The sequence below is a fragment of the Pseudomonas sp. AU11447 genome (assembly GCF_001672555.2).
Lineage (GTDB): Bacteria > Pseudomonadota > Gammaproteobacteria > Pseudomonadales > Pseudomonadaceae > Pseudomonas > Pseudomonas nitroreducens.
The window spans coordinates 62,941-76,497 of sequence record NZ_LZDG02000029.1; the positions used below are offsets into that span (position 1 = coordinate 62,941).

The 13,557-nt window shown below is 67.5% G+C and carries 10 protein-coding genes; 5 read left to right on the plus strand and 5 right to left on the minus strand.

Going from position 1 to position 13,557, the window contains the following annotated elements; all coding sequences use genetic code 11:
- Positions 1-2: 2 nt before the first annotated feature.
- Positions 3-521 carry a flavin reductase family protein gene (locus A6723_RS08530; RefSeq protein WP_054907170.1) on the minus strand — a complete coding sequence of 173 codons (519 nt, stop codon included), beginning with the start codon at positions 519-521 and terminating at the stop codon, positions 3-5.
- A 242-nt stretch (positions 522-763) separates the two neighbouring features.
- On the opposite strand from A6723_RS08530, the gene A6723_RS08535 reads away from it, so the two are divergent.
- Together A6723_RS08535 and A6723_RS08540 are read left to right on the plus strand one after the other, a co-directional pair.
- Entirely contained in the window at positions 764-1,948 is a 1,185-nt protein-coding gene (locus A6723_RS08535) for an acyl-CoA dehydrogenase family protein (protein ID WP_054907171.1), read from the plus strand.
- Positions 1,949-2,184: 236 nt separating this feature from the next.
- Complete coding sequence (locus A6723_RS08540) at positions 2,185-3,318, plus strand: LLM class flavin-dependent oxidoreductase (RefSeq protein ID WP_054907172.1); 1,134 nt, start codon at positions 2,185-2,187, stop codon at positions 3,316-3,318.
- A gap of 511 nt (positions 3,319-3,829) precedes the next feature.
- On the opposite strand, the gene A6723_RS08545 is transcribed toward A6723_RS08540, so the two are convergent.
- Together A6723_RS08545 and A6723_RS08550 are read right to left on the minus strand one after the other, a co-directional pair.
- On the minus strand, positions 3,830-4,708 hold the full coding sequence (locus tag A6723_RS08545) for an SDR family NAD(P)-dependent oxidoreductase (RefSeq protein ID WP_054907173.1): 879 nt from the start codon (positions 4,706-4,708) through the stop codon (positions 3,830-3,832).
- On the minus strand, positions 4,701-6,416 hold the full coding sequence (locus A6723_RS08550) for an FAD-dependent oxidoreductase (RefSeq protein ID WP_256233629.1): 1,716 nt from the start codon (positions 6,414-6,416) through the stop codon (positions 4,701-4,703). The genes A6723_RS08545 and A6723_RS08550 overlap by 8 nt, the downstream gene beginning before the upstream one ends.
- A 285-nt stretch (positions 6,417-6,701) precedes the next feature.
- Here A6723_RS08550 and A6723_RS08555 point away from each other — a divergent pair, with 285 nt between their 5' ends.
- The 3 genes from A6723_RS08555 to surE all read left to right on the plus strand — a co-directional run bounded on the left by A6723_RS08555 (position 6,702) and on the right by surE (position 10,769).
- Entirely contained in the window at positions 6,702-8,324 is a 1,623-nt protein-coding gene (locus A6723_RS08555) for a DUF1302 domain-containing protein (RefSeq protein WP_054907175.1), read from the plus strand.
- A gap of 21 nt (positions 8,325-8,345) precedes the next feature.
- The gene (locus A6723_RS08560; RefSeq protein WP_054907176.1) at positions 8,346-9,722 is read left to right on the plus strand and encodes a DUF1329 domain-containing protein; all 1,377 of its coding nucleotides are present in this window, start codon (positions 8,346-8,348) and stop codon (positions 9,720-9,722) included.
- A 72-nt stretch (positions 9,723-9,794) separates the two neighbouring features.
- Positions 9,795-10,769, plus strand: a complete 975-nt coding sequence (surE, locus tag A6723_RS08565) for a 5'/3'-nucleotidase SurE (protein WP_054907177.1) — start codon at positions 9,795-9,797, stop codon at positions 10,767-10,769.
- Between the two features lie 455 nt (positions 10,770-11,224).
- Here surE and A6723_RS08570 read toward each other — a convergent pair whose 3' ends face one another.
- Positions 11,225-12,448: an NADH:flavin oxidoreductase gene (locus tag A6723_RS08570; protein WP_054907178.1), complete on the minus strand. Its 1,224-nt coding sequence runs from the start codon at positions 12,446-12,448 to the stop codon at positions 11,225-11,227.
- A 1-nt stretch (position 12,449) separates the two neighbouring features.
- On the minus strand, positions 12,450-13,556 hold the full coding sequence (locus A6723_RS08575; protein ID WP_054907179.1) for a 3,4-dihydroxy-2-butanone-4-phosphate synthase: 1,107 nt from the start codon (positions 13,554-13,556) through the stop codon (positions 12,450-12,452).
- Position 13,557: the final 1 nt, after the last annotated feature.

Below are 13,557 nucleotides of genomic sequence, written 5' to 3' on the forward strand. Positions count from 1 at the left end.
GATCAGCCCGCCGCCGCCACGCTCGGCGCCTGCACGGCGACGGCGGTGGTGTAGGTGCCGTTCACGTAGATCAGCGGGGTGATGCGCGGGGTATTGCGAACCTCGCGGATGCGTCCGATGAACACCGTGTGGGTGCCGTAGGTGAAGCGCCCGTCCTGCTCGCAGACCACGCTGGACTGCGCGTCCGCCAGGTACGGCACGCCGCACTCGGAGGTGCGCCAGTCGCCGCTGGCGAAGCGCCCCTCGCCTTTCACCGGACCACTGCACAGGTGCGACAGGTGTTCCTGCTCCTGGCCGAGGATGTTCACGCAGAAGTCCGCGCCGGCCTCCAGCACGCGGTGCAGCGAGGCGGTCTGGTTCACGCAGATCAGCAGCGACGGCGGCTCGGTGGACAGCGAATCCACCGCCGTGGCCGACATGGCGTAGCGCTCGCGGCCATCGCTGGTGGTGATGATGGTCACCGACTTGGCGAGCCGGCGCATGGCCTGGAGCATGTCGGCTTTCAGAGTGTCCTGGTTCATCGCACGGGGCCTCGCTGGTTCTTGTTGGACTGAGGTGTAGTGCGATGGATTCTGTGGTGGTGCCCGCTGCGCAACATCGTCCGAGGGGACTAGTCGGTGCCGCGCCCGAGCAGCGCGCCGATATGGTCCGTTTGTGGGATGTGGGCGAATTCCCGCGTTGTTCAAATGCCCGCGAAGGCCCCTGCGATCCGACGCGGGAGACCGAGCACCGCCCCATCGGGCGACCACAGGAGAACAACAAGATGCTCGACCACGACCTGATCCGTCAGCGCCTGCGCCAGCGCGCCCGCGAGCTGGTACCGGTGCTGCGCGAACGCGCCGCCGGCGCCGCCCGTGAAGGACAACTGCCGGAGGCAACCCTTCGCGACTTCCATGAAGCCGGGTTCTTCCGCATCCTCCAGCCGGCGCGCTGGGAAGGCTATGAGCTGGAGCCGAAAGACTTCTTCGAGGTGCAGATGACCCTCGCCGAGGGCTGCATGTCCTCCGCCTGGGTGCTCGGCGTGGTAGCCATCCACAACTGGCAGCTGGCGCTGTTCGACGACCGCGCCGCGCAGGATGTGTGGGGCAAGGATTCCAGCGTACTGATCTCCTCGTCCTACATGCCGGTGGGCAAGGTCACACCGGTGGAGGGCGGCTTCCGCCTCTCCGGGCGCTGGGGATTCTCCAGCGGCAGCACGCATTGCGAGTGGGCATTCCTCGGTGCGCTGGTGCCGCCGAGCGAGCCGGGCGGCGCGCCGGACTACCGCACCTTCCTGGTACCGCGCAGTGACTACCAGGTGCTCGACAACTGGAACGTGATGGGCCTGGAGGCGACCGGCTCCCACGATGTGCTGGTGGAAGACGCCTTCGTCCCCGAGTACCGCACGCACCGCGCCCTCGACGGCTTCATGCAGAACAGCCCAGGCAATGCGGTGAACAGCGCACCGCTGTTCCGCCTGCCGTTCGGGCAGATATTCGTCCGCGCGGTGTCCTCGGCGGCCATCGGCGCGCTGCAGGGCGCGGTGAACCTGTTCATCGAGCACAACCGCGCCCGCGTAGGCGTCAACGACGGCCGCAGGATGGGCCAGGACGCCGGCGCACAGCAGGCGCTGGCCGATGCCATGGTGGTCGCCGACGAGTGCCGCACCGTGCTGCTGCGCAACTTCGACGTGATGATGCAACGCGCCCGCGACGGCGAGCCGCTGAGCATGCCCGAGCGGGTGAAGATGCGTTACGACTCCGCCCTGGTCGCGGACAAATGCGCCCGCGCGGCGAGCACGCTGATGTTCAACAGCGGCGCCGCCACCATCTTCCGCGAGCACCCGATCAACCGCGCCTTCCGCGACATCCACACCGGCCGCGCCCACGTCGCCAACAGCCCGGCCAAGTATGCCTGGAACCTCGGCGGCGTGAGCATGGGCCAGGACTCCACGGACTTCTTCCTCTGAGCCCGGCCCAGGAGCACCCGTAGGACGGGTGGAACCTGCGATACCCATGCGGTCAGGTCTGGTGAGTTCCAGCAGCCTGGGTATCGCTTCGCTCCACCCATCCTGCGTCCCGGCTCCCCCGCCACCCCGGCGCTTCGGCGTAGTCCGTTCGGGCGATTCCGCGGCGCCGGCGAACATCGAACATGGCCACGAGGCAGAGCCCGTCGGCCCGCCAAACCTGACAAGGGACGCATCCCATGAAATTCTCTCTGATCTACGAAGCGCAGACGCTGGACAGCACCCGCGAAGGCGACCGCCGCATCTTCGAGGAAACCGTCGAACAGGCCGTGCTGGCCGACCAGCTCGGCTTCGACACCTTCTGGTGCGTTGAGCACACCGCGCTGACCAACTACTCGCACATGTCCGCGCCGGAAACCATGCTCGCCTTCGTCGCCGGCAAGACCCAGCGCATCGGCATCGGCCACGGCGTGGTCTGCCTGCCGCCGGCGATGAACCACCCGGTGAAGGTCGCCGAGCGCATCGCCACCCTCGACCTGCTGTCCGGCGGCCGCGTGCACTTCGGCGTCGGCAAGGGCGGCACCCAGCAGGAAGCCGGCACCTTCGGCTACGACCTGGCGACCCTGCAGCCGCAGATCGACGAAGCCATGTACCTGATCCCGAAGATGTTCGTGCAGGACGAGATCGAGCACGACGGCGTGTACGTGAAGATTCCCCGACGGCCGATCCATCCCAAGCCCTACCAGGACCCGCACCCGCCGATGTACCTGGCCTGCACCAACACCGAGTCGCTGAAGAACGCCGGCGGCCGCGGCATGGGCGCGCTGGTATTGGGCTTCGGCGGCCCGGAGGAGATCGCCAAGAAGGTCGCGGTCTACCACGAGGCCTGGGACAACCGTGACGAGGCCAACCAGGTCGGCTTCCGCCCGAACCGCCACATCGCCGCGCTGTGCCCGGCCATCGTCCTCGACGACAACGAGAAGGCCCGCGCCATCGGCGTCCGTGGCCAGCGCTACTTCATGGAATCGCTCGCCTACTGGTACGCCGGCGGCGAGCGCCCGGACCCGGCCAAGTGGCAGGACGACACCTTCGTCGACGGCAACGGCCAGGCGGTGATCCGCTCGCGCTTCGCCTCCGAGGAAGTGACCGTGGACTTCTCCGACCCGACCATGGCGATGATGAACCCCAACCACGCCTACGGTACGGTGAACGACTGCATCGGCTACGTGCAGCGCCTGATCGACGCCGGCGCCGACGAGATCCTGTTCATCTGCCAGATGGGCACCGTGCCGCAGTGGGCGCAGATCGAGACGCTGAAGAACATCGGCGAGAAGGTCATCCCCTACTTCCGCGACAAGCTGCAGATCGCCTGAGGCGGAACCGGCATCACCAGGACGGGCCCTTCGGGGCCCGTTTTGTTTTGGCGCGCAGAGCCCACCTGGCCAATCATCGCCGGAACCGGCAGCGGGCAGACGGCGTGCAACACCGGGCGTTGTACGTCCTACGCATTGGCATCGAGCAGGCTCTGTTCGCGAGCAAGCTCGCTCCTACAAAGAGCAGCGCTATGATGCAAGTGGCCACTGTAGGAGCGAGCTTGCTCGCGAACCCCTGTACCGAAAAGCATGCCGCCCCCGAACGCAAACGCCCCTCGCCGGGTCACGGCGTGGGGCGYACAACACCCGCAGCGAGCGGGTTCTGTTCGCGAGCAAGCTCGCTCTTACGAAAGAGCCACGCCTGATACAGGTGGCCACTGTAGGAGCGAGCTTGCTCGCGAACCSCTGTCCCGAAAAGCATGCCGCCCASGAACGCAAACGCCCCACGCCGGATCCCGGCGTGGGGCGCACAACACCCGCGGCGTTTTCTACCGCCGCGCAACTACTCGGTTCAGATCACCCGTGCCGGATGCTGCACCCGTGGCGCGCCGAGCTGCTCGCGCCAGGACGGTGGCTGGCGGCCGTCGGCTTCCTGGATGCCGTAGCGCAACGCCAGTTCGGCGCTGACCAGGGTCTGCCCGGAGAGTTGTGGCAGCTCCGGGTCGGCGAGCAGCGCCTGGATGATCCGCCCGTTGAACTGCGGCGTCTCGGCCATGGCGAGGAAGGCTTCGTACTGCTCGGCGCGGGCCTGGCCGGCAATGGCGGTGCGCTCGGTCAGTTGCGGGCCGAGCCAGAGGGACAGCGCCGCCACGCCGGTGCCTTCGAAGTCGATGGCCATGTCGGCCGCGAGCTTGTCCACGCCGGCCTTCTGCGCGCCATACGCCGGGCCGTGCATGTAGCAGCCGGCGCCGAAGGATGAGGTGAACGCCACCAGGGCCTTCGGTGCGCGCAGCAGCAAGGGTGCGGCGTGGTAGCTGGCGACGTAGGCCGAGCGCAGGCCGATGTCGAGGATGTCCACCAGCTCCAGCGGCTTCTCCCAGAACGGGCCGGGATCGATCAGTTGTTCGTGGATGAAGGCGACGTTGTTCACCAGCAGGTCGAGGCGGCCGTGCTCGGCGTCGATGCGCTGGAACAACCCGCGCACCTGCTCGTCATCGGCGTGGTCACACTGCACGGCGATGCCCTTTCCGCCAGCGGCGTCGATGGCCGCCGCCGTCTCGTGGATGCTGCCGTGCATCACCTGGCCGCGCAGGCGTGCGTTGCCCGATTCGACCGAGCGCCCGGTGACATAGACGGTCATGCCGGCAGCGCCCAACGCCTCGGCGATGCCCTTGCCGACGCCACGGCTGGCGCCGGTGACGAGGGCGATGCGGGAAGTGGACTCAGGCATTGCGCGATACCTCCGGTTGGGCGCGGGTCTGCCCGGCCTGCTGCTGGATGTGTTCGGCGGCGAGGAAGCCGAAGGTCATCGCCGGGCCGATGGTGGAACCGGCGCCGGGATAGGTGGCGCCCATCATCGAGGCGGCGGAGTTGCCGATGGCATAGAGGCCGTCGATGGCGCTGCCGTCCTCGCGCAGTACGCGGGCATGCACGTCGGTGAGCAGGCCGCCCTTGGTGCCGATGTCGCCGGCGTCGATCTTCACCGCGTAGAACGGCGCCTTCAGCAACGGCGCCAGGCACGGGTTGGGCTGCACGTGCGGGTCGCCGTAGTAACGGTCGAACAGGGACTCACCCTTGTGGAAGTCCGGGTCCTGGCCGAGCGCGGCGTAGCGGTTGAAACGCTCCAGTGTGCGCGCAAGCCCGGCGGCATCGACGCCGATCTCGCCGGCCAGCGCCTGGATGCTGTCGGCCTTGTGGTAGTAGCCCTGCAGATGCTTCGGCACCCGGCTGTCCGGTTGCGCGTAGCCCGGCAACAGCGCGCCGCAGGGGTATTTGCGGCGGAACTCGGCGTCGAAGATCATCCAGCACGGCACGCTGCGCGCCTGCTCGCTGTCATGGGCATACATGGCGTAGACGATGTCGGTGTAGGGCGCGCCTTCGTTGACGAAGCGCTGCCCGGCGGAGTCCACCATCACGCAGCCGGGCAGGTTGCGTTCGACGAACAGCACGCGGGCCTTTTCCTCACCGGCGACCTGCGAGCTGGGCGCCCACCAGCTGTGCTCCATCAGTGCGGTGGCCGCGCCGAGCTGCTGGCCGGCGCGGATGCCGTCGCCGGTGTTGTACGGCGGCGTGGCAGTCCACTGGGTATTCGAAGGCTGCGGATGGTACTGGCTGCGCATCGCCTGGTTGCGCTCGAAGCCGCCGGCGGCGATGACCACGCCGTGTCTCGCATGAAGCCGAAGAACCCGACCTTCGCGCTGCAGCACCGCGCCAATGACCCGGCCGTCTTCCTCGATCAACTCCTGCAGCGAGGTGTTCAGCCATAGCGGCACCTGGCGATCCAGCAGCGAACGGCGCAGCGCGGCAATCAGTGCGTTGCCCAGGGTGAGGAAGCGATCGCGGGGCGAGCTCAGTCGCGCGGGCAGGTCGCGCCAGTAGCGCCAGAGGATGCGCATCGTCAGGCCGACCCAGCCGGGGCCGCGGCAGAGCAGCACGCGGGCTTCCTTCATGGTCATGGCGACGCGGCCCATCATCAGGGTGCCGGGGGATGGCTCGCGCATCCGTGCAAACTCCTCGCCCAGTTCGCGGGCATCGAAGGGCAGCGGGTCCATGGAGCGGTAGCCAGGCTTGCCGCCGGGCACTTCCGGGTAGTAGTCGGCGTACTCCGCCTGTGCCTCGAAGCGCACCCGGCTGCTGCCCTCCAGGTATTCGACCATCCGCCGGCCGTGTTCGACATAGGCCTCGACGCGGCCGTCATCCACCAGGTCGTGGCTGACGGTGCGGATGTAGCGGATGGCTTCCTGCGCCGAATCCTGCCCGCCCAGGGCGGCGATCCGGTGGTTGCAGGGAATCCAGATACCACCGCCGGATACCGCCGTGGTGCCGCCGTAGCGGTCGCTCTTCTCCACCAGCAGGACCTCCAGCCCGAGGTCGCGGGCGCGCAGTGCGGCGGTCATGCCGCCGGCGCCGCTGCCCACCACCAGGACGTCGCATTCCATGTCCCACTCGCGGCTTCGCTGGCCGCTCGCCCTTGCGTTCATGCGCTTGTTCTCCGGGATCTGGCGTGGCGGAAAACCACGCTCGCCCGGCGATTGTTCGCGCCCGCGCCAAGCCCCGGCATCGTCCGATGGGACTAGCGCCAGAGCGGCCCGGCCCCGTCCCGCCGGCTTAGTCTTTTTGGACGATGTTGACGCACTCGGGTGACCACATAGTCAGCCCCGCCACTTTCCCGCCAACACCGTTTCCGGGTCTGGCCGACAGCGCCTGCCCGAGCAGAGGACGAGATGACAAGAATAAGAATCGCCTTCCCGCCGTTGCCCCTTGCCCTTGCGATCAGCACCAGCGGACTGCTCCTCGCCAGCCAGGCGCAGGCGCTGTCCTACCAGTTCAACGACGACCTGCAGGTCAACTGGGATACCACCCTGAGCTACAGCCTGGCGTGGCGTACCGAGAAGCGCGCCCATGCGCTGTCCAACGGCGGCAGCAACGCGGCCATCGCCAACGGCGATGACGGTGACAACGCCTTCGACCGTGGCGCGCTGATCAACAACCGCGCCAGCTTCCTCACCGAGGCGGACTTCAAGTTCCGCCAGGACTACGGCCTGTTCGTCCGCGCCACCGGCTTCTATGACGATGTCTACCAGCGCGGCAACGACAACGACTTCGGCACCTCCAACTGCTTCGCCGGCGGCCGCTGTTCCAAGCCCGACCACTTCTCCGGCGAGACCGAGGACCAGGCCGGCGACGACCTGCGCCTGCTCGATACCTACGCCTACGGTACCTGGGACCTGAACGGCCATACCCTCAACGCCCGCGCCGGCAACCAGGTGGTGGCCTGGGGCGAGAGCCTGTTCAACGGCTTCGGCATCTCCGGTGCGATGAGCCCGGTGGACGCCACCAAGGCCAACACGCCGGGCATCGAGGTGAAGGAGCTGTTCCTGCCGGTGGGCCAGGTCTTCACCCAGTACAGCCTGACCGACAACCTCGGCGTGCAGCTGTATTACCAGTACCAGTGGAAGCGCAACGAGCTGACCCCGGTCGGGCACTTCTTCTCCACCACCGACTACATCGACGAAGGCGGCTTCAACGATTCCACCGGCCAGCAGCGCCGCCTGGGCGACGACACGCCCGGCAACAGCGGCCAGTACGGTGCCGCGCTCACCTACACGGTGGAGCAGCTCAACAACACCGAGTTCGGCCTGTACTACCTGCGCTTCAGCGACCACAGCCCGCAGCTGGACTTCCTCAGCGACTGGAACACCGGCAACTACCGGGCGATTTTCTACGACGACATCAAGCTCTACGGCGCGAGCTTCTCCAGCATGCTCGGCGAGACCAACGTCAGCGGCGAGATCAGCTACCGCGACGGCCAGCCGGTGCTGGTCGACACCGGCCTGACGCCGCAACCGGTGCGCGCCAATGTCGCCCAGGCGCTGGTGTCCTTCATCCACTCCTATGGCGCCCTGCCCTTCGCCGACAACACCACGCTCACCGGCGAGGTCGGCTACAACCGCGTGATGGACAACGACAAGGCGCCCAGCTTCGACGTGTTCGTCCCGACCGGCGCCGGGGTCGCGCAGATCCGCACGCCCAACACCGACAAGCTCTACTACGACCGCTCCGCCTGGGGTTACACCCTCAACCTGACGCTGGATTACAACAACGTGTTCAACGGCTGGGACCTGAGCGTGCCGATCATCTTCAGCCAGGCCGTCAACGGCAATTCGTCCATGCCCGGCAGCTTCGGCCTGGGCGAAGGCGACGACCGCTTCGCCGTCGGCACCACCTGGCGCTACCTGAACAATTTCAGCCTCGAAGCCCGCTACAACATGTTCCTCGGCAACCCGAGCGAAACCACGCTGGCGGACCGCGACAACCTTTCGCTCACCGCGAAATACAGCTTCTGACCCAGCCCAAGGAGCCAGACCATGAACCGCAAGACTTATCTGCCCGCCCTGCTGCTGTCCGCCGGACTCGCCTGCCTGTCCGCCCAGGCCCAGGCCAAGGTCAGCCCCGAAGAGGCCGCGCGCCTCGGCCAGGACCTCACCCCGATGGGCGCCGAGAAAGCCGGTAATGCCGAGGGCACCATCCCCGCGTGGACCGGCAAGTGGCGCGGCGCGCCGCCCCAGGTGAAGTACGACGGCCCCGGCAGCCGCTATGCCGATCCCTATGCCGACGAGAAGCCGTTGTTCGTCATCACCGCGCAGAACATGCAGCAGTACTCCAAGCACCTCACCGATGGCCAGCGCGCCCTGTTCAAGCGCTATCCCGACACGTTCAAGATGCCGGTCTACCCCTCGCACCGCGACTTCCGCTTCAGCGAGAAGATCGAGGCCAACATCAAGGCCAATGCCACCAGCGCCGAGCTGGTGGACGGCGGCAACGCCGTGCGCAACGCCTTTGGTGCGTCGCCCTTCCCGATCCCCAAGGACGGCTACGAGTTGATGTGGAACCACGCCCTGCAGGCCCGCGCCAACAGCGAGGAAGCCACCTACGACCAGGCGGTGATCTACTCCAACGGCAACCAGGCGTTGCAGACCGTGCATTACCAGATCCTCGCGCCCTGGTGCTCGCCGACAGGCTCGCTGCAGAGCTATGACGGCGGCGTGATGAGCCACTTCATGATCACCACGCTCAAGCCGGTACGCTCCAAGGGCGAGATCATCGGCGGCAACGAGTTCTTCGACCCGGTCGCCAGCCCGCGCCAGAGCTGGCAGTACCTGCCCGGAACCCGTCGCGTGCGCCGTGCGCCCACCGTCGGCTATGACACGCCCACAGGTGCGGGCGGCTTCCGCACCATCGACGAGGACCGCCTGTTCAACGGCGCACCGGACCGTTACGACTGGAAGATGCTCGGCAAGCGCGAAATCTATATCCCCTACAACAACTACAAGCTCGATGACCCGGCGCTGAAGTACTCGCAGATCCTCACGCCCAACCACGTCAACCCGGACTTCATGCGCTACGAACTGCACCGCGTGTGGGTGGTGGAAGCCACGCTGAAACCGGGCGCACGGCACATCTACGGCAAGCGCACCCTGTACCTCGACGAGGACAGCTGGTCCGCCGCGCTGGCCGACAACTACGACTCCCGTGGCCAGCTGTGGCGCACCAATATGCAGACCACCGTCTACGCCTACGACATCCAGGTGAACCAGGCGCGGGTGGCGCTATTCCACGACCTCATCGCCGGCTCCTACCTGGCCGACCGCATGGCCAACGAACAGCCAGCGCCCAAGCTCAACAGCGCCGACTACGACGCCAACTACTTCACCGCCGCCAACATGCGCAAACTCGGCCAGTAAGGCCGCCTTCGAAAGCCCGCGCGGGACACCGCGCGGGCTTTGTCTTTTGCTCCGCAGAACAAGGAAAGCTCCATGCACAAGCTCCTCCGCGCCGCCATCGCCATGGCTGGCCTGAGCCTCGCCCAGCAGGCCAGTGCGCTGAATATCCTGCTCACCAATGACGACGGCTGCCGCGCACCGGGCATCCAGGCGCTGTACCGCGAACTGAGTGCCGCGGGGCACCGCGTCACCCTGGTCGCGCCGGACACCGACAACAGCGGCATCGGCGCCGCCAGCGTGGTCGCTCCAGGGCAGGCGCTGGCCATCAGCCGCCTCGCCGACCAGCAGTACTGCGTCGGCGCTCCCGCCGGCTTTGCCCTGCCGCCGGGCAAGAACATGGCCATCGGCACACCGGTGGATGCGGTGAATGCCGGGCTCGACCTGCTGCTCAAAGACAATCCGCCGGACCTGCTGGTCTCCGGCAGCAATTTCGGCGACAACGCAGGTCCCTTGATCCAGATGTCCGGCACACTTAACGCCGCGCTCTGGGCCATGCGCCGGGGCGTGCCGGCGATGGCGGTGTCCACGGCGATCGACCTGCCGCTGATGCAGCGCGATCCCCAGGCGGGGATGCAGCGCACCCGTGATGCCCTGGACGACAGCGCACGCCTCGCCGTGCGCGTACTCGACCACGCACTCGCAGCCGGCCAGGCTGTGCAGAAGGCATGCGGAACGAAGCAAGCGTGCGACTTCAACCTGCTCGGCCTACCCGCCGGCCAAGGTCTGAACCTCAACTACCCGGCGCGCCCTGCGGCCCAGGTGCGCGGACTGGTGTATGCGCCGGTGAGCGATTGGTCGCCCATCGTCTTCGCCGTGCAGGCGGACGCGGACGGCGGCGCGCGCGTAAACCTCAGCGCCGCGAAAGCACCGAACGAACGACAGCGCCGGGAAGATGCCTACCTGCTGACCCAGGGGTATGCGGTGTTGAGCGTGGTGGGGACGGACCTCAATGGCAGCCGTGAGGGTGTGCGGCAGGTACAGGAAATATTGAAGGCCATGAAACCCTGAGGTCGGCGGCTGCCGAGGATGCGCGGAGTGCGGCGCAGGACGCGGGAGAGCACGGGGCCAGCCCAGGTGCAGAAGCCTCTCGCAGGAGCAGCTGCCTTTCACACGGCATCAGTCCGCGACTGGCCAGTCGCAGTACCCGCTCAAACAGGTTCGCGAGCAAGCTCGCTCCTACAGGCCGGGCCGGTGCAGCGTGTCCCTGAAAGGAGGCGCGAGTACCAGCCAGCCGATGCAGGAGCAACTGTCTATTCCTGGAAAAACCCGTGACTGTGTTTCCACTCATCCCAGCCCTTCCCTCAGGGAGAGGGGGCAGATCGCGCCGGCTGACGCCGAAGATTCATCCTGCACCACACGAGCCCCTCTCCCACTTGCGGGAGAGGGGCTCGTGATTTTGTAGGAGCGAGCTTGCTCGCGAATGGGCTGGCGCCGGACGTTCAGGTTCGCAAGCAACCCTGCGCCTACAGGTGGGCGAAGCTGTCCGGCTGGTTGAGCACGCAGCGAATGCCGCCCGGCAAGGCCATGCTCGCCACGCACTGGTTGCAATGGTTGCAGCCGTTTTCGTAAGCCTCGCCCTGGGTGCGCACCTGCTTGACCAGGTCCGGATCGCGCAACAGCGCTCGCCCCAGGGCAACGAAATCGAAGCCCTCGGCCATCGCACGCTGCAGGCTGTCGCGCTGGCTCACGCCGCCCAGGTAGACCAGCGGCATATCGGTAGCCTGGCGTACCCGGCGCGCCTGGTCGAGGAAGTACATCTCCGCGTACGGCAGGCTGGAGAACAGCCGCCCGCCGAACCATTTCATCGCCGTGCGCTGCAGCGGGTTGGGCTCCAGCGGGATCATCTGCGCCAGCGGGCTCTCGCCGCGGAACAGGTACATCGGCGAGCGACTGGTGAAGCCGCCGCTCATCACCAGCGCATTCAGCCCGTGCTCGGCCAGTCGCCTGGCGGCGTAGCAGGAGTCATCGATCTCCAGCCCACCGGCAAAGCCATCGCTGAGGTTGAGCTTGGCGAGGATCGGGAAGTCCTCGCCCACCGCCTCGCGCACCGCCGCCAGGACTTCCAGCGGCAGGCGCAGGCGATTGTCCAGGCTGCCGCCGTAGGCATCGCTGCGGCGGTTGGTGGCCGGCGAGAGGAACTGGCTGAGCAGGTAGCCGTGGCCCATGTGGATTTCCACGGCGTCGAAGCCGGCGCGTTTCACCAGCGCTGCCGCATCGCGGTACTCGGCCAGCGTCTTGCGGATGTCCGCCGGGCCCATTGCCCCGGCGAACGGCACCCCGGTGAACAGCCCGTACTGGTTGATCCCGGCACTGGGCCCACGCGGGCGCGGAATGTTCTGCGGCCGCGTGCGGCTGAAGAAGCCGCAGTGCGCGAGCTGAGCGGAGATGGCGCCGCCCTCGCGGTGCACCGCGTCGGCCAACCCGCGCAGTTGGGTGAAGATGCCTTCGTGCATCCACATCTGGTCGGCGAAGGTCAGGCCGTCCGGCGATACGCCGCAATAGGCCACCGTGGTCAGGCCGACACCGCCGCGAGCCATCCGCGCGTGGTGCGCGGCCAGGTCGGCGCCGGGAATGCCGGCCGGGCACATGCCCTCGAAGGTGGCGGTCTTGATCACCCGGTTGCGCAGCGCGAGGCCGGCCAGGCGAGTGGGGGCCAGGACTTTGTCGATTGCTTCCTGCGGGGTCATCTCAGGCCTCCTCGGGCTGGGTGAACGGGACGAATTCGGCGACTTCCAGCTCGAATCCCGAGACCGCCTTGTAGGGTACCGGGAAGCTCATCAGGCGCATCTTGCGGACGCCCTGGTCGCGCAGGATCTGCGCGCCGACACCGAGGGTGCGCTGGGCAAACTTCGGTGCCTGCAGCCCCGGCCCGCGCGCCAACTGGTCAAGGATGGCGGCGGCGCTTTCCTGCTGGGCCAGCAGCACCAGCACGCCGCTGCCTTCGGCGGCGATGCGTGCCAGCGAGCGGTCGAGGTTCCACTGCTGCGGCCCGCGCGGCGGCTCGCCGGCGAGCAGGTCGCGCAGGGTCTCCACTGCCTGCACGCGGACCAGCACCGGCCGGGTCGAATCGAGCTGGCCGCGCACCAGGGCGAGGTGAACCACGTCCTTGAAGGCATCGTGGTAGGTACACACGCGGAACGGACCATGGCGGGTATCGATACGGTGTTCGGCACCGCGGGCGATGGTGCCTTCATGGAGGATACGGTGGTGGATCAGTTCGGCGATGCCGCCGATGGGCAGGCCGTGGCGCTGGGCAAACGCACGCAGTACCTCACCGCGGGCATTCTCACCCGCTTCGTCGAGGATGCCGGCGAGCAACGCTGCCGGTTGCAGCCCGGCCAGCCGAGCCAGGTCGCAGGCCGCCTCGGCATGCCCGGCGCGGCTCATCACCCCGCCGGGCAATGCGCGCAGCGGGAAGATGTGGCCGGGGCTGACCAGGTCGGCCGCGGTACTGGCCGGGTCCACCGCCACCTGCACGGTGCGTGCGCGGTCGGCGGCGGAGATGCCGGTACTGATGCCCTGCGCAGCCTCGATCGAGACCATGAAGCCAAGGCTGTCGCGCCGCGGGCTGTCGGTCATCGAGCGCAGGCCGAGCGCCGCGCAGCGTTCATCGGTGAGCGCCAGGCAGACCAGCCCGCGCGCCTCGACGGCGAAGAAATTCAGCGCGGCGTCATCGATGAATTCGGCAGCCTGCACCAGCATGCCATCGCCGCCCTCCTCCTCGCCGTCGACCAGTATCACCGGCCGGCCCTGGCGCAGCGCTTCGATCAGGTGCAGCGGACTGTCCAGCGTCATC